At 73.6% G+C, this 19,033-nt stretch carries 13 protein-coding genes and 1 pseudogene; 5 read left to right on the top strand and 9 right to left on the bottom strand.

Going from position 1 to position 19,033, the window contains the following annotated elements; genetic code table 11:
• The 3 genes from egtC to egtA are packed head-to-tail and all read right to left on the bottom strand — an operon-like array spanning position 1 to position 3,433.
• On the bottom strand, positions 1-759 hold the full coding sequence (egtC, locus tag Q0994_RS10160; protein ID WP_299531844.1) for an ergothioneine biosynthesis protein EgtC: 759 nt from the start codon (positions 757-759) through the stop codon (positions 1-3).
• Positions 759-2,102 (bottom strand): ergothioneine biosynthesis protein EgtB, encoded by a 1,344-nt coding sequence (egtB, locus tag Q0994_RS10155; RefSeq protein ID WP_299531842.1) that lies wholly within the window; start codon positions 2,100-2,102, stop codon positions 759-761. Before egtB ends, egtC begins: the two co-directional genes overlap by 1 nt.
• Entirely contained in the window at positions 2,099-3,433 is a 1,335-nt protein-coding gene (gene egtA / locus Q0994_RS10150; RefSeq protein ID WP_299531840.1) for an ergothioneine biosynthesis glutamate--cysteine ligase EgtA, read from the bottom strand. Before egtA ends, egtB begins: the two co-directional genes overlap by 4 nt.
• Before the next feature lie 145 nt (positions 3,434-3,578).
• On the opposite strand from egtA, the gene Q0994_RS10145 reads away from it, so the two are divergent.
• Complete coding sequence (locus Q0994_RS10145; RefSeq protein ID WP_299531838.1) at positions 3,579-4,451, top strand: TIGR02452 family protein; 873 nt, start codon at positions 3,579-3,581, stop codon at positions 4,449-4,451.
• Here the strand turns inward: Q0994_RS10145 and Q0994_RS10140 are convergent.
• Complete coding sequence (locus Q0994_RS10140; protein ID WP_299531836.1) at positions 4,436-4,903, bottom strand: type II toxin-antitoxin system PemK/MazF family toxin; 468 nt, start codon at positions 4,901-4,903, stop codon at positions 4,436-4,438. The two genes, Q0994_RS10145 and Q0994_RS10140, sit on opposite strands and share 16 nt — an antisense overlap.
• A gap of 367 nt (positions 4,904-5,270) precedes the next feature.
• On the opposite strand from Q0994_RS10140, the gene Q0994_RS10135 reads away from it, so the two are divergent.
• Together Q0994_RS10135 and Q0994_RS10130 are read left to right on the top strand one after the other, a co-directional pair.
• Positions 5,271-6,293, top strand: a complete 1,023-nt coding sequence (locus tag Q0994_RS10135) for a LacI family DNA-binding transcriptional regulator (protein ID WP_299531834.1) — start codon at positions 5,271-5,273, stop codon at positions 6,291-6,293.
• Between the two features lie 195 nt (positions 6,294-6,488).
• A pseudogene (locus Q0994_RS10130) lies at positions 6,489-6,743 on the top strand (hypothetical protein); the annotation flags it as partial.
• 389 nt (positions 6,744-7,132) lie between these two features.
• Here the strand turns inward: Q0994_RS10130 and trxA are convergent.
• Positions 7,133-7,555, bottom strand: coding sequence for a thioredoxin (trxA, locus tag Q0994_RS10125; protein ID WP_299531832.1), 423 nt, complete (start codon positions 7,553-7,555; stop codon positions 7,133-7,135).
• Between the two features lie 128 nt (positions 7,556-7,683).
• Here trxA and Q0994_RS10120 point away from each other — a divergent pair, with 128 nt between their 5' ends.
• Entirely contained in the window at positions 7,684-9,123 is a 1,440-nt protein-coding gene (locus Q0994_RS10120; RefSeq protein WP_299531830.1) for an NAD(P)/FAD-dependent oxidoreductase, read from the top strand.
• Between the two features lie 146 nt (positions 9,124-9,269).
• Here Q0994_RS10120 and Q0994_RS10115 read toward each other — a convergent pair whose 3' ends face one another.
• Entirely contained in the window at positions 9,270-11,396 is a 2,127-nt protein-coding gene (locus Q0994_RS10115; RefSeq protein WP_299531828.1) for a cellulose binding domain-containing protein, read from the bottom strand.
• Between the two features lie 1,134 nt (positions 11,397-12,530).
• On the opposite strand from Q0994_RS10115, the gene Q0994_RS10110 reads away from it, so the two are divergent.
• Positions 12,531-14,846 (top strand): glycoside hydrolase family 9 protein, encoded by a 2,316-nt coding sequence (locus tag Q0994_RS10110; protein ID WP_299531826.1) that lies wholly within the window; start codon positions 12,531-12,533, stop codon positions 14,844-14,846.
• A 284-nt stretch (positions 14,847-15,130) separates the two neighbouring features.
• Here Q0994_RS10110 and Q0994_RS10105 read toward each other — a convergent pair whose 3' ends face one another.
• Genes Q0994_RS10105 through Q0994_RS10095 form a run of 3 tightly spaced genes read right to left on the bottom strand, consistent with a single transcriptional unit; the run spans position 15,131 to position 18,634 of the window.
• Positions 15,131-15,880 carry a hypothetical protein gene (locus Q0994_RS10105; protein ID WP_299531824.1) on the bottom strand — a complete coding sequence of 250 codons (750 nt, stop codon included), beginning with the start codon at positions 15,878-15,880 and terminating at the stop codon, positions 15,131-15,133.
• Positions 15,867-17,432, bottom strand: a complete 1,566-nt coding sequence (locus Q0994_RS10100) for a VWA domain-containing protein (protein WP_299531822.1) — start codon at positions 17,430-17,432, stop codon at positions 15,867-15,869. The genes Q0994_RS10105 and Q0994_RS10100 overlap by 14 nt, the downstream gene beginning before the upstream one ends.
• A complete protein-coding gene (locus Q0994_RS10095) occupies positions 17,429-18,634 on the bottom strand; it encodes a hypothetical protein (protein WP_299531820.1) in 1,206 nt (401 codons plus the stop codon). Before Q0994_RS10095 ends, Q0994_RS10100 begins: the two co-directional genes overlap by 4 nt.
• Between the last annotated feature and the right edge of the window lie 399 nt (positions 18,635-19,033).

The raw sequence follows: 19,033 nt of genomic DNA, 5'->3' as shown, positions 1-19,033 counted from the left end.
TCACGTCGAGGGCTCCTCGGTGAGGGGGGTGAGCAGCAGGTCGTCGGCCGAGGCCGTCAGCAGGGTGCGGTCGGGCGCCTCGTGCCAGTGCGGATCGTCGTCATAGGGCTCGGAGGCCACCACCGTGCCGCGGCCGGGCCTTCGGAGGTACCAGAGCGAATCGCCCCAGGCGGTCGCCACGACCGCCGTCCCGTCCGTGAGCAGCAGGTTCAGCCGGGAGCCGGGCGCGGCGGCCGCCACGGACCGCACCACGCCCGCCACCGCGCGCGGCAGCGCCTCGCCCAGTTCCGTGCGGCGCCGCACCAGCGCCAGCAGCAGCGCGGAGTCGCTGCGGGCCGCCAGCCCCAGCAGCGCGGCGGGTGGCAGGGTGCCCGCCAGGGCAGCCATCGAGCCGGGCCAGCCGAGGACCGCCCCGTTGTGGCTGAAGAGCACCCGGCCCGCCCGGAACGGCGCGGCCCCCGCCTCGCCGTCCACGGCGCCCTCGGTGGCGTCCCGGACCGCCGCGAGGAACGCCGGCGCCCGCACCACCCGCGCCAGGTCGGCGAACGTCTCGTCGCCCCACACCGGGCCCGCGCGCCGGTAGCGGCCCGGCTCCGGGTCGCCCTGCGCGTACCAGCCGACGCCGAAACCGTCCGCGTTCACCGTGCCGTGCCGCTGCCGGCGCGGCTCCCAGGACTGCCGCACCAGGGCGTGCACCGGACGCACCAGCACCTCCCCGAGCGCCACCGGGGGCCCGAGGTAGGCGACATGACGGCACATCAGGCGTCCCGCGCGGTGCGGAAGCCCGCGAAGATCTGCCGCCGCACCGGCAGGTCCCAGTTGCGGAACGTGCCGCGGCAGGCGACCGTGCCGACCGCGAACGACCCCCCGCGCAGCACCTTGTGGGCCGGCCCGAAGAACACTTCCGAGTACTCCCGGTACGGGAACGCCACGAACCCCGGATACGGCAGGAAGTCGCTCGCCGTCCACTCCCACACGTCACCGATCAGCTGCCGCGCCCCCGACGGGGCGGCGCCCCGCGGATACGCCCCGGCCGGCGCGGGCCGCAGATGGCGCTGGCCCAGATTGGCCCGCTCCGGCGTCGGGTCGTCGTCGCCCCACGGGTGGCGCAGGGAGCGCCCGGACAGCGGGTCGTGCCGGGCCGCCTTCTCCCACTCCGCCTCCGTCGGCAGCCTGCGCCCCGCCCAGCGGGCGTACGCGTCCGCCTCGTACCAGCTCACGTGGAGCACCGGCTCCCGTTCCGGCACCGGCTCGGTCACCCCGAACCGCCGCCGCAGCCACTGCCCGCCCTCGCGCCGCCAGAACAGCGGTGCGGTCAGCTCGTGGGTGCGCACCATCTCCCAGCCGGCCGGTTCCCACCAGCGCTGCTGCGTGTATCCGCCGTCCTCGACGAACCGCAGGTACGCCCCGCAGGTGACCGGGACGGTGTCCAGGTGGAAGGCGGCCACCTCGCGCCGGTGCGCGGGCCGCTCGTTGTCCAGCGCCCATGGCTCGGCGGAGGTCCCCATCGTGAACGGGCCGCCCGGCACCAGGACTTCGGCGGGCAGCGCGTCGGCGTCCGGGGCGTCCGGCGGGTCGGCCGCGGTCAGCGCGGCCGGGCCGGTGCGCAACTGGTGGGTGATGAGCATCGTCTCGTCGTGCTGCTGCTCGTGCTGCGCGATCATGCCGAACGCGAAACCCGACCGCTCCAGCGGACGGGCGCCCTCGTGCAGCGGCGTCCGTTCCAGGATCTCCAGCACCCGCCCGCGCACGTCCGAGGCGTACCCGCGTGCCTGGGACGGGGGCAGCAGCGGCAGCGAGGGGCGGGCCGAGCGCGGGTGCTCGAAGGCGTCGTACAGGCCGTCGATCTCGGGCCGCAGCGCGTCCCGTCCGCCCACGGCGCGCAGCAGCCACTGCTCCTCCTGGTTGCCGATGTGGGCCAGATCCCACACCAGCGGCGACATCAACGGCGAGTGCTGCGCCGTCAGTTCACCGTCGTCCACGCTCTCCGTCAGCAGCGCGGTGCGGTCGCGGGCGGTGACCAGCGCGTCCAGCGCGAGACGCCGCAGCGCCTCGGTGTCCGTCTCCCGGCCGGTGGCGTCGTCATCCGGTACGGAGGTCATGCGTGGGTTCCCCTTCCCAGAGGTGCGACGGAGAGATCGGCCCAGTCCGCGGCCCCGCCCGGCCCCAGCAGCCGGGGAAGGTCGTCGGCCGGGCAGCGGCCGCGGGCCACGTACCGGTCCGTGAACGCCGCCACCGTGTCCTGCACGGCGGTGCTCGCGCCCAGCCGGGGCAGCGCCTCCAGGGCCGCGTCGAAGCAGACGGCCGCGGCCGCCCCCAGCTCGGGGTCGGTCAGTCCGTCGCGGGCGGCGGCCGTCCAGAGCGGATTGCGCGGCGCCGGGGCGTCACCCGCCACCTCGGCCAGCGGCTTGACCGCCCGGTAGACGGTCTCGGCCGCCTCCGGGTCGTCGAAGAGCGCGGTGGCGACCGCCAGCGGCACGATCCAGCCGTCCGCGCCGCTCTGCGCGTCGATCATCCGCAGCTCCAGGTGACCGCGCGGCCGGGCCGGCGGGAAGAACGTCGTCAGGTGGTACTCCAGATCGGAGTGGTCCGGCGGACGGGGACCCGCGCCCCGGAGCCAGTCGCGGAACGTCAGGCCGTCCGGCACGTGCCACGGTCCCTCGTCCATCCGGATGCACATCACGCTGGTGTCCAGGACGTGTGCGGTCCAGGCCGCGCGGGGCGCAGGGTGGGCGGGCGGTGCGAGCGTCCGCTCCGGGTCCAGATCCGCCCAGAACGCCTGGCGGGTCGACCGCCGGCCGGTCGGGGCACGCCGGGAGTACGGAGAGTTGGCGAACGCCGCGACCAGCACCGCGCCCAGCAGGTGCACCAGTTGCCATCTGCGGCCGTAGCCCAGCGGCCCCGGCTCCTCCTCGCCCGCGTCCAGGCACACCTGGACCGAGGCGGAGGTGCACATCATGGCGCGGCCGGCCGGACCGGACCGGTCCAGTGCCTGCTCCATGGCGTCGTACCGGGGCTCCCGCAGCCGTCTGCGCGGCGCGTGCCAGGGATCGACCCCGAGGCCGGCCGGAGCCAGCCGCAGGCCGGTCAGCGCCCCGCGCACCGCCGCCAGGTCCGCGGCGACCTCATCGACGCACGCCGACAGGGAGGACGCGGGGCGGCTGCTCAGTTCGAGCTGCCCGCCCGGCTCGTAGGTGAGCGCCGAACGCAGCGGCAGCGCGCGGACGGCCGCCTCCGCCGCGTCCAGCCGGTCCGGGTCGACCCGCAGATCCGGACGCTCACGGTCGTGGATGAGCCATTCGAGTTCCACGCCCACCGTGCGCGGCGGGCCCGTCTTGAAACAGACGCCGTGCAGTAAATCCTCGGCCTCGGCCTCGCCGAGAGGTGCGCCGTGCGCCGACGCGGCGGACCTGCGTGTGCTGTTCGACGGCATACGAGCCTCCTCCTCCGGTGCCTCCTACCCACCCAAACCCCTACCGATGGTTCGCACAAGAGCGCCCCGCCCCGGTGAAAACGCGTTGCACGGCGCCCTGCGGCCGGTCCACCCTGTCCGGTATGCGTCAGACGGGGGAGTGCTCATGAGCGCCCGGCTGCGCGCCCTGGCGCGCGAGAACGGGGCGATCGTCGCCACGGGCGGCTACCGCGCGCCGGGCGGGCACGAGGTGTCCCTGGCCCGCGCCGTGTCCGCCGCGCTGTCCGGCACCCGCGCCTACGGTCCCGACCCGGTACCCGTCGCGGTGCTGGACACCGACCGGGTCACGGTGTTCGAGGTGACGGGGGAGAGCAGCCTGGCGGCCGCCGCCCGGATGACCGGCGCCGCACCCGGCAAGGTGGCGGTGCTGAACTTCGCCTCGGCCCGGAACCCCGGCGGCGGGTATCTCAACGGCGCACGCGCGCAGGAAGAGGACCTGTGCCGCGCCTCCGCGCTCCACGCGACCCTGCTGCGCGCCCCCGAGCACTACGCGCACCACCGCGCGCACCGCAGCGCCCTTTACAGCGACCGGGTCATCCACTCGCCGGGCGTGCCCGTCTTCCGGGACGACCGGGAGAGGCTCCTCGACGCCCCCTACCAGGTCGGGTTCCTGACCTGCCCGGCGCCCAACGCCGGAGTCGTCCGCCGCGCGGAACCGCAGAACGCGCACCGCGTCCCGGCCGTGCTCGCGGGCCGTGCGGAGCGGGTGCTGGAGGTGGCGGCGGTGCGCGGCTACCGGCGGCTCGTGCTCGGGGCGTGGGGCTGCGGGGTCTTCCGGAACGACCCTGACGAGGTCGCGGAGGCGTTCCGCGCGCCGCTCCGCGGCCGGGGCCGGTTCGCCGGCCACTTCGAGCAGATCGTCTTCGCCGTGCTGGAGCGGAACCCGGACGCGCCGGTCCGGGCGGCCTTCGCCCGCGCCTTCGGGGAACCGGGGTCCCCGCCCGGCGCGGTCGGCGCCGCCACTCAGCTCCAGCCGTAGCGCTCCCGCAGCCGGTCGGAGACCCGGTCGAAGCGCTCACGGTCCAGGGCGCAGGCCTCGCGCCGCATCCCTTCCGGGTGGACCCGCAGCACCCGGTCCAGGTCCGCCCAGGAGGGCCGCCCGGAGCTGTCCCAGGGGCCCGCGCCGAGCGTCACCCACTCGCGGTCCATGTCGTGCTGCTTGCTGGACAGTTGAACCGCGAGCAGCGTGCCCGCCGCCTCGCGCGCCACGATGAGGACCGGCCGGTCCTTGCCCCTCCCGTCCCCCTCCTCGAAGGGCACCCAGGTCCACACGATCTCGCCCGGGTCGGGATCGCCGTCGCGGTCCGGGGCGTAGGAGGTGCGGACGGGACCGACGGCGTCCGGGTCGGCCTGCTCGGTGGTGGTGGGGCCCTCCCGGCCGGGGAGGTCGAAGGAGCCGGCGGCGCCCGAGGCGCGGTGGGGGTACGTCATCCCCCCACCGTAGAACCTCGCCCCCGGCCACCCCGAGCGGGGCCGCGCCCCCGGACCGCCGACCGCGCGCCGGGTCACCCGTGCGGTCCTGCCGGAACGCCGGCCGGGCGATCGTACCCGCCGTGCACCACCTGTTCCAGACGGTGCGTCAGCTCCGGTGAGGTGTTTTACGCGGCACCGAACCCTCACCCTCGACCTCAGGGTGAGGCCGGGCGTGTCGCGCCCGCGTCGGCCGCACGTCCGGCCGGTCCGCGGCCATGTCCCACCCGCCCCCGTCGCGTACCGGCTCCCGGCCCCTTCCCACCGGCCCGTCCCGCGCGCCCCGGGAGCAGGGGCACCGCGGGAGTCTGCGAGACTGCCGGTCGCCATGAGCCAGTTACCCCAGCAGCCCACCCCCGCCCCCGTCCCGACGAGCGCCGACGTGGCGCGTCTGGCGGGCGTGTCCCGGGCCACCGTGTCGTACGTACTCAACAACAACACCACCATGCGGATCAGCGAGGCCACCCGGCGCCGGGTCAAGGAGGCCGCCCGCGACCTCGGTTACGTCCCGCACGCCGCCGCCCGCAGCCTCCGCGCCGGGCGCACGCGCACGGTGCTGCTGCCCGTCGGAGCCGTCCCCGAAGCCCCGCCCCACCAGCAGGTCGTCTCGGAACTCCAGGCCGGACTGCGCCGCCTCGACTACACCGTGGTCCAGTACGGCAGCGGCGGCCTCGCGCCCGACGAGGCTGCGCGCGCCTGGGCCGAACTGCGCCCGGTCGCGGTCGTCGTACCGCCCGCGCTCTCCCTCACCCCGTACGGCAGGGCGGTCCTCACCCGCTCCGGCGCCCGCGCCGTGATCACCCTCGGCGCCCAGCCCGTGGACGGCGCGCACGCCCTGGTCATGGACCAGCGGGAGGTCGGCGCGTGCGCCGTGCGCCACCTGCTGGCCCGCGGCTGCCGCCGCATCGGCGTCGTGGCGCCGGCGGACACCGTGATGGCCCCGTCGGCCGCACCCCGCCTCGAAGGCGCCCGCCGTGCCGCCGAACGGGCCGGGGCCCACGTCGAACCGCTGCCGCTGCGGTACGACGAGGACGACGCCGCCGAACTGGCCCGCCACTGGCGGCGCCGCGCCCTGGACGCCGTCTTCACCTGCAACGACGAGTACGCGATGCTGCTGCTGCGGGCGTTCCAGGACGCCGGTGTCGAGGTCCCCGGCGAGGTGGCGCTCGTCGGCGCCGACGACCTGATGCTCGGCCGGCTGCTGCGCCCGCGCCTCACGACGGTCCGCGCCGAGATCGCCCCCGCGCAGCCGCTCGCCGAACTCATCGACGCGCTGGTCACCCGCCCCGGCGGCCCGCCGGAACACCACGACCTGCTCCGCGCCCGGGTGGTGCCCCGCGAATCCGGCTGATCGCGCCCCCGGTGGCGAGCGAACCCGAACCGGCCTCCCCGCCGGAGCCCGCCGGCGACGGCCGGCGCGGAGGGCGCCGCCGGAGCCCCCGGCAGCGACGCGGACGGAGTCCCGGCGACGCGGACGGTGACGCCGGGGCCCGCGGCCCTCGGCCGACGACGTGCGGTGCACCGCGGGGGTGTCTAGCGTCGGAGCATGAGCCATCCGCAGAGCTACGAGATCCTGCTGGTGCCCGAGTTCGCGGGCGGCGGGGAGACCGGTGGCGCCGACGGGCCCGGCCGGGCCATCCGCTCGGCGGTCGTCGCCGCCACCGGCGACACCGGGGCGTCCGGCTACCCCCGTTACGCCGGCGAGGGCGTCGAGGCGGACATCGACCCGGCCACCCACACGGTCGAGGCGCTGCTCGTCGACGGCGCGGAACTGGACTACGGCCTGTCGGTACGCGTCTCCGAGCGCGCGCCGGGCCGCCCCGGACCCGCCACCGACATCCTCCCCGGCGCCGCGGACCGGGCCGAAGCCGCCGCAGCCGCGACCACCCCGACGACGGCCGGGGGAGGGGCCCCCGACAAGGACTCCCGCACGGGCGTGCACAGCCCCGGTGCCCTGGACCGCACGGAGACGCCGGGCGCCGAGACCCCCGTCGAGCAGGCCGACGGCACCTCCACCGGAACCGACGGCTCCACCGGCACGGACCCCGGCGGGAGCGGTCCCGCCCGCTGAGCGGCGCTCACCGCCCACGCCCGGACACGCGAAAACGGCCCCGGTCGTCCGATCACTCGGACCCGGGGCCGTCTCCGTACGCGCCCGTACGCGCGGGCGCGCCACTCACCGGCGCGGTGCTACTGCTGCTCCGGCGCCTCACCCTGGGCCTGGGCCTGCGGCTCAGTCTGCGCCTGGCGGCTCCGCTGCTCCTCCTCGACCGACTTGCGCACCTCGTCCATGTCGAGGTTGCGCGCCTGGCCGATGACGTCTTCCAGGGCCGCCTCGGGGAGCGCCCCCGGCTGTGAGAAGATCGCCACGTTGTCGCGCACGATCATCAGCGTCGGGATGGAACGGATCTCGAACGCGGCCGCCAGCTCCTGCTGCGCCTCCGTGTCGACCTTCGCGAAGACGAGGTCCGGGTGGCGCTCGGAGGCCGAGTCGTACACCGGCGCGAACTGCCGGCACGGACCGCACCAGGAAGCCCAGAAATCGATCAGCACGAAGTCGTTGTCACTGACCACCTGGTCGAAGTTGTCCTTGGTCAGCTCTACGGTGCTCATGCTCGGCTCCCTCTTCTCGTACCCGTGTGACGTGCCGGTTCGAACCTGTCCGCCACAACCATGACGGCGGGATCCGTATTCCGCCTGCCCTGGTGGCCGAGTCCCATACCCCCGAGGAGACTGTCCGCATGACTGAAGCTGTGAACACTGCCGAATACGACGTCGTGGTGATCGGCGCGGGACCCGTCGGGGAGAACGTCGCGGACCGGACCCGTGCCGCCGGGCTGAGCACCGCCGTGGTGGAGTCCGAGCTGGTCGGCGGCGAATGCTCCTACTGGGCCTGCATGCCCAGCAAGGCCCTGCTCCGCCCGGTCGTCGCCCGTGCGGACGCACGCAGGACGCCCGGACTCGGGGACGCGGTCCGCGGTCCGCTCGACGCCGCCGCCGTCCTCGCCCGGCGGGACGAGGAAGCGGCCCACTGGAAGGACGACGGCCAGGTCGAGTGGCTGGAGGGCATCGGCGCGGCCGTGCTGCGCGGCACCGGCCGGCTGACCGGACGGCGGGAGGTCTCGGTCACCGCCCCCGACGGCTCCGTCCGCCGGCTCACCGCCCGCCACGCCGTCGCCGTGTGCACCGGCAGCCGGGCCGTCCTCCCCGACCTGCCCGGCATCGACGCGGCCCGCCCCTGGACCAGCCGGGAAGCCACCAGCGCCAAGGAGGTGCCGCGCCGGCTCGTCGTGGTGGGCGGCGGCGTGGTCGGCGTCGAGATGGCGACCGCCTGGCAGGGCCTGGGGGCCGAGGTCACCCTCCTCGTCCGGGGCGGGGGCCTGCTGCCGAAGATGGAACCGTTCGCCGGTGAACTGGTCGCCCGCTCCCTCACCGCGGCCGGCGCCCGCATCCGGTACGGCGTGAACGTCACCGGCCTCCGACGCCCCGGGCCCGACGCCCCGGTCACCGTGGAACTCGACGACGGCGACCCCGTCGAGGCCGACGAGATCCTCTTCGCCACCGGCCGGGCCCCGCGCACCGACGACCTCGGCCTGGAGACGGCCGGCCTCACCCCCGGCGACTGGCTCACCGTCGACGACACCCTCCGCGTCGAGGGCAGCGACTGGCTCTACGCGGTCGGAGACGTCAACCACCGGGCTCTCCTCACCCATCAGGGCAAGTACCAGGCCCGGATCGCCGGGGACTCCATCGCCGCGCGCGCGCAGGGCGTCCCCCTGCTGGAGACCGACCGCTGGGGCGCGCACGCCGCCACCGCCGACCACGACGCCGTCCCCCAGGTCGTCTTCACCGACCCGGAGGCCGCGTCCGCCGGCCTGACCCTCGCCGAGGCCGAGCGTTCGGGCCGCCGCGTCCGCGCCGTCGACTACGACCTCGCCTCGGTGGCCGGGGCCGGTCTGTACGCCGACGGCTACGAGGGCCGGGCGAGGATGGTCGTGGACCTCGACCGGGAGACCGTGCTCGGCGTCACCTTCGTCGGCCCCGGCGTCGGCGAACTCCTGCACTCGGCCACCGTGGCGATCGCCGCGGAGATCCCCCTCTCCCGCCTGTGGCACGCGGTCCCGGCCTACCCGACCATCAGCGAGGTGTGGCTGCGGTTGCTGGAGACCTACCGGGGTTGAAGCCACGACCGTCCCTACCGCAGTCAGGCTTACCGCAGTCAGGCTTACCGCAGTCAGGGCTGCGGGAACGGAACCCTCGGCTCGCCCTCCCGGGGTTCGCCCGGGAGGGGGTGGCCCCGGCGGCCCGGTCCCCGGCGGACCGGGCGTCAGCCGCTCGAGCAGACGGCGCCGTTGAGGCGGAAGGCCGTCGGGTCCGGATTGGGCCCGTCGTTGGCGCCGACGAATCCGAAGGAGGCCGTCGAACCACCACCCGGGGCCAGCGGCCCCGCGCCATCGGGTGCGGTCACGCGCACGTGTGAGCCGGTTTGGTGGAACGTGGCGTTCCAGCCGGAGGACACCGTCTGACTCACGGTCGGCCAGTCCCAGTCGACGGTCCAGCCGGTGATCGGCGTGTCGGAGAGGTTCCGGACGGTGACCGTGGACACGAAACCGTTGCCCCAGCTCGTGTCCCGGCGGTACGTCACGGTGCAGGCCGCGTCCGACGGAACGCCGGTGGTGAAGGTCAGGGGGGAGGACGGGGCGGAGAGCCGCCCCGAGGCATCGGCCGCCAGCACGTGGACCGTGTGGGTGCTGCCCGGGGGCAGGTTCCGCAGGGTCACGGACGTGCCGGTGGCCTCGCCGACCAGGCGGGTGTGCGAGCCGTCGCGCTCCTGGACGAGGTAGCGGGCCGCGCCCGTCGCGCTCGTCCAGGACAGGCGCGCGGTGGTGGCGCTCACCCCGTCCAGCCTCGGGGTGCCCGGGGTTCCGGCGGCCGAGGAACCCGGACCGGTGCCGGCTCGCGGTTCGAGGGTGAGGGTGAGCAGTGCGTACGGTGGCACGGTGACCCGGGAGGCGGACGCCTCCCCGGCGGCGAGCGCGGTGATGTCGCTGTCGCCCCGTGCGTAGCGGCTGGCCTCGGGCGTGGTGGCGGACGGCGTGAAGCCCGCGTACGCGAGGTCCACGGTCCGGGCGGCGTCCGGGTTCTTGTTGATGAGCATGAGGCTCAGCCGCCCGTCGCGACGGAGCACCGCGTGTGCCGTGACGTCCTGCGCGGAGGACGAGGCAGCGACCATGGTGTCGCCCTCGACGCCCAGTCGGCTGGTCATCTTCATGCCGTAGTAGGGGTGGAAGGGCGTGTTCGGAGCCGGCTCGCACACGTCACCGCTGCAAGCGCCGCTGGAGAGCATCCCCATGTCGCCGTAGTCCGTCTCGCCGTCGACGGTCGTGATCCGGTCGATGCCGTTGTGGGTGTTCCACCAGTCGACGGTGAACACGCCGTTCTCCAGAGCCGTCATGAACGCGTCGGCGGCGAACAGTCCGTTGGGACGGGCGGTGAGCCGGGCGCCACCCGTGTTGGTGTTGATCTCGGTGAGGGCGATGCCGATGTCCGGTGAGTCTGCGCCCGCGTACCGGTCGAGCTGGCTGCGCACCTCCCGCAGTCCACCGGGCAGCCTGGCCAGTCTGGCCGAGGCGTCCGCGGCGGTGGTGTCGGATCCACCCGCGTACCAGTGGACGCTCACGAAGTCGATGACGTCGGCCACTGCGGGGAGCACGGTGTTGTTCCAGTCACCCGGGTCCCCCTCGCCCACCACGCCGTCCGGCCATTCGCCCGGAGAGGTGAGGACCGCGCCGATCTTGACGGTCGGGTCGACGGCCTTCATGGCCGCGGCGTAGGCACGCACCTGGCGGGCGTACTCCCGAGGGCTCTTGTCCTGGTGGTCGTCGTGCTCCCAGCCGCTGCCGTAGTGGCCGTTGCCGTAGATCTCGTTGCCGATCTCCCAGTACTTCGCGCCGTACGCCTTGGTGATGTTCGCGTACCTGACCCAGCCGGCCGCCTCCTCGGGCGTGCCCGACCCGTAGTTGGCGATGAGGATCGGCTGTGCGCCGGTGGCGCGGACGGTGCCCATGAAGGCGTCGAAGCCGGTACCCGGGGCGACATAGCCTCCGGGCGCCGTGTGCGTCTCCCAGTGGTAGATGTCCGCGTACGACCCACCCGGGTAGCGCATCGCGCCCACGTCGGCCGCCTTCATCAGGTCGGCGACCTCGGGATCGTTCATGTGCGAGTCCCACACGGCGGTGTTGACGCCGCGGGCGGTGTCGGACAGGCGGCCCAGCGACGCCTGGGCGTTGACCTGCACCTCCGCGTCCGCGACGTCGGTCGTCGGTGACGCGGCGGGCGCAACGCCGACCAGCGACGTCAGCAGGGCTGTGGCCACGGCCAGAACGGCCGCGCCCCGCGCGAAGGGGCGTATGCCGGTGGCGGCCGGGCGGCCGGGTCCGTGCGGTGCTGGCATGGGAGTCCTCACTGGGTGGTCCGTCGTCACGGGCGGGGCGGGTCGGTGGATGTCGGGCCGTGAAGCTGGGCAGGCGAACGACCGGCGTGGCGGGCGAGGAGTCGACCGGGCGGCGGAACGTCCCGCGCGGGCCCGCGCGGAAGGCGAGACGTGAGCGCGTTGCGGGCGAGGCACAAGCGGGTGGGCAGCTGGATCCGACGTGTGGGAGCGCTCCCATAGTGAGAGGACCGTAACGTGCTGTCAACGCCCGTGCAGCAAAAGCGATTTCGGGTTTCCTGCGACGACTCGGCCCGGCTCCCACGAGCCCTGGTCGGGCGCTCCCGGTCGCCCTCGCGCGCCCACCGGAGGGAGGCCGGGGATTCCCGAAGGGCAGGCCCGGCCGCGCCGGGGCGGCCACCGGGCGCGGGGGAGAAGAGCGGCGCCGGCTGCCCCGCCCCGGCCCTTCGGCGGCCGACCGCGCGGCGCCGCCGGGCAGGGGGCCTACTGGCGAGCGCGTACTTTCAGCCACACGGCGGAAGTGGCGTGTTCGCACATTGCCGCTTCGTTTCGCGGCGCGGCAATCTGAAGCGCGGGAGCGCTCCCATCGCGATGCACGCCGCCGCGCCCACGGCCTACGTTCTCCAGGGAAAGGCGACATCATGGCTTGTCAGGCTCATGCAATGAAACGGATCACGCGCGCCCACGGCGCGGTCCGACGCTCGGCGGGAGCGCTGTGTTTCCGGCCCCGCGGGACAGCCCGCCGGACGGCGGGCGCAGCCGAAGCTGACGTCGCCGCAGGAGGTCGTCCGGTCCACGGGCGAGGCCTGTCGGCGCAGCCGCACCGCTCCAAGAGACCGGGGGAGAACCGGGGGAGAACCGGGGGAGACCCGGGCTGAGCAGGACGGGGCCGCCGGCCGCACCGCCCGGTACACCGCACCGCCCGGTACACCGCACCGCCCGGTACACCGCACCGCCCGGTACACCGCACCGCCCGGTACACCGCTCAGCCACGAAGACCCCGCCGCCCACCCATGGAAAGACGATCCGTTGCGTCTACCAGCTTTCTCGCACCCGCCCCGTACACACCTCCCACCCTCGTCCCGGGGCCGCGTCCCGCACGCCCGTCGTTCCCGCTGGGGCGTCGTCCTCGCCGGTGTGACCGCCCTGCTCGCCGCCACCCTCACACCGCTCGCCGCCGCCCCGGCCGAGGCCGCCCCCGCGTTCGCCTACGGCGAGGCGCTGCAGAAGTCGCTCTTCTTCTACGAGGCCCAGCGCTCCGGCCGCCTGCCCGACGACAACCGGGTCTCCTGGCGCGGCGACTCGGGTCTGGACGACGGCAAGGACGTCGGTCTGGACCTGACCGGCGGCTGGTACGACGCCGGCGACCACGTGAAGTTCGGCCTCCCCATGGCCTACAGTGCCACCGTCCTGGCCTGGGGCGGCGTGGAGCAGAAGGCCGCGTACGCCGCGTCGGGGCAGTTGGAGTACCTCAAGGGGAACCTGCGCTTCGTCAACGACTACTTCGTCAGGGCGCACCCGTCTCCCCACGTGCTGTACGGCCAGGTGGGCAACGGCGCCGACGACCACAAGTGGTGGGGTCCGGCCGAGGTGATGCCGATGGCCCGGCCCGCCTACCGGATCGACGCCTCCTGCCCCGGCACGGACCTCGCCGGGCAGACGGCCGCCGCGATGGCCGCCTCGTCGATGTTGTTCTCCGACGACGACCCGGCTTACGCAGCGAAACTGGTCACCCACGCGAAGCAGTTGTACACGTTCGCCGACACCTACCGGGGCAAGTACAGCGACTGCATCACCGACGCGAAGTCGTACTACAACTCCTGGAGCGGGTACCAGGACGAGCTGGTGTGGGGTGCCGTCTGGCTCTACCGGGCCACCGGTGACGCCACCTATCTCGCCAAGGCCGAGCAGTACTACGACGGCCTCTCCACCGAGCCGCAGACCACCACCCGCTCCTACCGGTGGACGCTCTCCTGGGACGACACCTCCTACGGCTCCTACGTGCTGCTCGCCAAGCTCACCGGGAAGCAGAAGTACATCGACGACACCAACCGATGGCTGGACTGGTGGACGTCCGGGGTGAACGGCGCGAAGGTCCGTTACTCTCCCGGTGGCCAGGCCGTGCTGGACTCGTGGGGCTCCCTGCGGTACGCGGCCAACACCGCGTTCGCCGCGCTCTCCTACAGCGACTGGCTGACGGGCGACGCGACCCGCAAGGCGCGTTACCACGACTTCGCTGTGCGCCAGATCGACTACGCGCTCGGCGACAACCCGCGCAGGGCGAGCTACGTCGTCGGTTTCGGCAACACGCCTCCCACCAAACCGCACCACCGCACCTCGCACGGCTCGTGGACCGACCAGATCACCAGCCCCGTCGAAAGCCGCCACATCCTCTACGGCGCCCTCGTCGGCGGACCGAGCGCACCCGACGACGCCTACAGCGACGACCGGCAGAACTACACCAACAACGAGGTCGCCACCGACTACAACGCCGCGTTCACCGGCGCTCTCGCCCGCCTCTACGCCGAGTACGGCGGCGCCCCGCTCACCGCCTTCCCGCCTGCCGATCAACCGGACGGGCCGCAGGTGCTGGCGCAGGCGTCGGTGAACGCCTCCGGGAGCAACTTCACCGAGATCAAGGCGTACCTGGTGAACAAGTCGGCCTGGCCCGCCCGATCCCTGACGAAGGCATCCCTGCGGTACTACTTCACGCTGGAACCGGGAGTCTCTCCGACGGACATCACGGTCACCACCAACTACAACCAGTGCGGCACCGCGAGCGGCCCCGTGCGGTACGCGGGCGACGTGTACTACGTGAGCGTGGACTGCTCGAACACGGTGATCGCGCCGGCCGGGCAGTCGGCGTACCGCAAGGAGGTCCAGTTCCGCATCAGTTCCCGGGGCGCCTGGGACCCGTCCGACGACTGGTCCGTCCAGGGCCTGCCCAGCACGCCGGGCGCCACCCCGGTGGACGCGCCGAACCTGGTGCTGCTGGACGGGGACGTACGTCAGTGGGGAGCGCTGCCTGACGGATCCGGTCCGACGCCCACCCCGACTCCTACGCCCACTCCGACTCCCACGCCGACTCCCTCTCCGAGCCCGACGCCGACACCCACTGCGACCCCGACGCCCCTTCCGGGGGCCGCCTGCTCCGTCGTCTACAAGGTCGGCTCCTCCTGGGGCAGTGGCTTCACCGCCGACGTCACCGTCCGCAACACCGGCACCACCGCGGTGAACGGTTGGCGCCTCGCCTGGAGTTTCTCCGGTGCCGAGAAGGTGACCAGCGCGTGGAACGCGACCGCGACCCAGACCGGCGCGACCGTGACCGCCACCGACGGCGGCCACAACAAGGCGATCCCGCCGGGCGGTTCGACGTCCTTCGGATTCCAGGGTTCCGGCGTGCCCGGGGCGGCCCCCACCGCTTTCGCCCTGAACGGCGTTCCCTGCACCTGAAAAGAGGGGACTCCTCCAGGGCACGCCCCCGGTCCCGGCTCGACCGAGTCGGGGCCGGGGGCGTGTCGAGGTAATGGACCGCGGCCTGCGAAGAACGCCGGAGGCGGGTCGCGCAAGCCACCGTTGCAGGCCTGCCACCTCTGGTTGTCACCGCCGTTGCGCGGCGCAGGACCCCGCCGCGACGACACCCCTGGGCCCAGGGCCCTGGGCCCTGGGCCCGGGGCCGTGGAGGCCGTCGGATCGGTGGTCGGGGAATGTCCACCGCGCGGACCGCGCGCCGGGGCTCACCAGAAGATCGCGATCGCCTCCAGCGTCACTTCGGAGGTGTCCTCGCGCCAGCCGGTCATCTTGCCGAGGCAACGGGCCGTGAACGTTCCGGCCGGGATGGCGCGGCGGGCGTCGCCCGGGGCCACCACGCGCATGTACACCGGAGGTCCCTCGACGCCGTAGTCGGCCCGCAGGACGAAGCCCTCCGCGACCCCCGGCACCAGGCTGAACACGCCTTTGACCGAGACGAACTCGCCGACCCGGCTCAGGGTCACCGCGCGGCCCGCGTCGAGGTTGTCGGCGAGATTGCGGTTCGGCACGACCGTGCGGGTGATCAGGTCGGCGTGCACGATGGCGTCGGCCCGGTCGAAGGCGTCCAGGACCACTCCGATCACGTTGATCGGCTTGTCCTTGCGCACGAACTTGCGGAAGGTCTCCTGGCTGACGTCCCTCTTCAGCCGGAAGCGGAAGACCCAGGTCAGCATCCGGCTCCAGAGGCCGACACTCGTGTCGACCTTCGTCCGCAGCTCGACGGCCTCCTCCAGCGCGGACCGGTAGTTGCCCAGCTCGTACAGGTCCATGACCGCCTGCTCGTCGAGGTACAGGCACATGCTGTACGCCGACTGCCAGCGCCGCATGTACCGGCGGCGCTCCCGGCCGTGGCGCACCAGGACCGCCACGAGCACCACCGAACCGGCGGCGGTCGCCAGCCAGACCGTCATCCACGGCCACCAGAGACTCCACCACAAAGCGTCAGTGACAGCCACGGATCTCCTTGAAGGCCTCGGAAAGGGATGAGCCGGCGGCGTCCACCATCCGCCCGCCGGTCCGCGCCGCGACGCGCCCGAGTTCCCCGGCGTCGGCTTCGCCGAAATGGATCGGGTAGGTGTGGACCGCGGTGCGCACGGCCGCGGGCAGCGCCTCGTGACGCCGGGCGAACTCCGGGTACGTGAGACCCGCGTTGTTCTCACCGTCCGTCATCAGGACCAACGAGACGGAGCGGTCGGGGTCGGCGGCCAGCTCGCGGGCCGCGGTGCGGTAACCGTGGTCGAGGGCGGACCACACGGCGGTGGCGTCGCCGTAGCCGCCCTCGGCCACGACCTCGGCGAGGGTGGCCAGGTCCTCGGGGCCGGCGACGGTGACGGACGTGTCCTCCAGCACGCGGCCGCCGAACCGGACGACGGTCAGCCGCTCGCCCCGGTAGAAGCGCGTGAACTTGCCGGAGGCGGAAGGGTCCGCTCCACTGAGCCCGGCGAACGCCTCGCGCAGGGCCGCCATCCGGGCGCCGCGCATCGAACCGGAGAAGTCCAGCAGGAAGACCACCTGGTGCGTGCTGCGGCGGCCGGGGTCGCCGTAGTCCGCCAGCAGTGCGGTCAGGACGGCGGGTTGCTCGGGGTAGTAGAGCGCGTTGCCGACCGGCTCGCGCAACCGCCCGTTCCGGGCGACCGCCGGGTTCACCGGACGGCGCAGCGTCTGCTCCATGATCCGCCGCTGGACCGGGTCGCGCCGCAGCCACCGCGTGACCTTGTCGTACGCGGAGCGGTGCGCCGGGTCGAGCAGGAGCAGCGGGAAGTCCGCCAGGATCGTGCCGTCCTGGGGGCGGACGATCTCCAGTCCCTCGTCGGGGCGGTCGCCGGCGTCCAGCGTGAGCAGGTCGGACTCGTACGTGATCAGGGCGTCGGCCTCGTCCCGGTGGTCGGCGTACGCCTCGACGAGGGCAGGTCCGGTCTCGGCGGTCAGGGTCTGGCCGGACCGGAAGCCGCGCAGCCGGTCGCAGGAGACGTCCTCGGGGCGCAGCGCCGCTCCGGTCCCGGCCGCGGCGGTGGCGACGCCCACGAGGGCGGCGAGCCCGCTGCCGGCGTGCCGCGGGTCGGCCATGCCGAAACGGACGGTGCCGCCGGCGGCGGCGTCCGCGATGTCCGCCCAGCTGAGCCGGCCTCCCGGCACGCCGGCGCGAAGCTTCCGTGCCACCTCGGGCTCCATGCCGACGACCACCGGGGACGACATGGTGGGGGTGCGCAGCATTCCCCGGGTCGCGGTTCTGTCCGTCAGCCGCAGATAGCGGTCGGAGGACAGCCACGCGAGGTCGTAGGCGTCACGGTCCAGGGGCGCCGTTTCGGCGTCGGCCCGGGGCTCCAGGCGCAGGTCGACGCCGGTCTCGTCCCGGAGGTCGTCCAGGAGTGGGGCGAGCACGGCGAGGTCGGGAGCGGCGAGCACCCGGAGCCGGACCGTGTCGTCGGTCCCGCCGCCCGAGCAGGCGGTGAGCAGTGTGGTGACGAGCGCGAGGCAGAGGGCGGGCAGACCCGTACGGCGCTTCACGGGCTGCCCGTCCGGGCCCGGCAGTCTCCGACGATCTCGATCATGTCCTCCAGCAAGGACAGCGTGGGCAGGATCGCACGCGTGTCGTCGGAGGAGGTGGTGGGCGCCGGCACCTGCCGCTCGGTGAGGAACCGGGTGAGCGCGTCACTCGCCGTCCCGTCCGTGCCGTTCCGCGGACGGAATCCCAACTCGACGGCACGGGCCTGTAGTTCGCGGTCCTCGCTGATCAGCTCGCCGAGCCGGGCGCCGTTGCCGGTGAGGGCGACGAGCTGCGGTTCGGTGACGAACCGTGTGGAGGGGTAGAGCAGGACGCGCTGGTCGTCGGGCGCCCCCTTCTCGGCCGCGTGCTCGATCTGGTGGGCGAGGAACTGGTGCTCGTAGATCACCACGACCGGCGCGATGCTCGGTCCCTCGGGGGACAGGTACGTCTCGGCCCGTTCGGAGGACGGCAATCCCTGCTCGACGAGGAGCGGCTTGATCTGCCGGGCGAGGCGCTCGGCCTCGGCCGTGTTGTCCGGAGCGTCGTTGCCGTGCTCGACGAAGGCGACCAGGCCGAGGTAGGTGCCGGCGGAGTTGGACTCGCAGATGTCCGAGGTCTGGGCCAGGATCTTGTTGCCGTTGCGCACGTGGTCGTCCCGGTCGATCTCGTCCCAGCGGTAGCCGTCCGCGGGGTTCCGTTGGACGCCTCGTCTCTTGCCGCGCGCGAGATCGAGGAACTTCCGCATGTCGAGGGTGTAGTACATCGGCCGGTCGCCGGAGCCCGGCAGGCGCTCCGCGACGCCCTCCGCCGTGAGCGTCTCCGCGTAGTTGCGGTAGGTCGCCAGGACGATGGGGCTGACGAACGGGCGGTACAGCATCACCGGACGATTCGCGCGGGCCCGTTCGCGGCTGATCAGGTCGGCGGCCGGCTGGCCGGAGGGGAAGACGACGTCGTAGCCCGCGTAGCTTTGCTGGGCGATCTCACGCGATCCCATGTTGGTGACGTGCACGCGGAATCCGTGCTTCATCAACAACCGTTCGACCACGGGATCCTGGAAGAAGTCCCGCTTCGAGGCCATTTTCGCCTCGATCGTCACCACCTGCCGCAAGGGCAGCAGCAGGTTCCCGGAGCCCACGAGCAGCGCCAGCCCGATGACCGGCACCGGCAGTGCCGCCGCGAGCCGTCTGCGCAGGCGCCCGCGCGGCGGGCTGGTGACCGCCAATCGCGGCTCTTCCGTGGCGGGTCTGGTCGCTGGCACCTGAGTGTCCCTTCATGGCACCGGAGTTCTCCCGTGAGCCCGGGCCAGGATTGTCGGTGTTCAGGGTGCACCCTGAACGCCCTTCCCCTGTACGGAAGTTGAACGGCGAGTGGCGCGCGGGTGGGTGTGGTGCGGTGGGCGGGGCGATCATGCGCAGCGGGGGGTGTCGTGCGGGCCTGTGCCCCGTCCGCACCATGGTGTCCGTGGCAGAACTCGGATTCGCGACGTACGACGGCTGCAAGCGCCGCTTCGAGTGCGACATCGAGTTCGGAGTTGGCGGAACGGCTCTCCATCGGGCTGACCGCGGTGAGCGGCCACCTCGTGGTGGTGTCCTCCTGCGACGGGACGCCCCTCGCCCACAAC

It is taken from the genome of uncultured Streptomyces sp., from assembly GCF_947488945.1.
Taxonomy (GTDB): Bacteria; Actinomycetota; Actinomycetes; order Streptomycetales; family Streptomycetaceae; genus Streptomyces.
Note: the sequence above shows the minus strand (reverse complement) of the source record. Positions and strands in the feature narration are given on the sequence as shown.

Excerpts from the sequence above, each read along its gene's own strand:
- egtC (WP_299531844.1), bottom strand. The coding sequence starts at position 759 with ATGTGCCGTCATGTCGCCTACCTCGGGCCCCCGGTGGCGCTCGGGGAG.
- egtB (WP_299531842.1), bottom strand. The coding sequence starts at position 2,102 with ATGACCTCCGTACCGGATGACGACGCCACCGGCCGGGAGACGGACACC.
- egtA (WP_299531840.1), bottom strand. The coding sequence starts at position 3,433 with ATGCCGTCGAACAGCACACGCAGGTCCGCCGCGTCGGCGCACGGCGCA.
- Q0994_RS10145 (WP_299531838.1), top strand. The coding sequence starts at position 3,579 with ATGAGCGCCCGGCTGCGCGCCCTGGCGCGCGAGAACGGGGCGATCGTC.
- Q0994_RS10140 (WP_299531836.1), bottom strand. The coding sequence starts at position 4,903 with ATGACGTACCCCCACCGCGCCTCGGGCGCCGCCGGCTCCTTCGACCTC.
- Q0994_RS10135 (WP_299531834.1), top strand. The coding sequence starts at position 5,271 with ATGAGCCAGTTACCCCAGCAGCCCACCCCCGCCCCCGTCCCGACGAGC.
- trxA (WP_299531832.1), bottom strand. The coding sequence starts at position 7,555 with ATGAGCACCGTAGAGCTGACCAAGGACAACTTCGACCAGGTGGTCAGT.
- Q0994_RS10120 (WP_299531830.1), top strand. The coding sequence starts at position 7,684 with ATGACTGAAGCTGTGAACACTGCCGAATACGACGTCGTGGTGATCGGC.
- Q0994_RS10115 (WP_299531828.1), bottom strand. The coding sequence starts at position 11,396 with ATGCCAGCACCGCACGGACCCGGCCGCCCGGCCGCCACCGGCATACGC.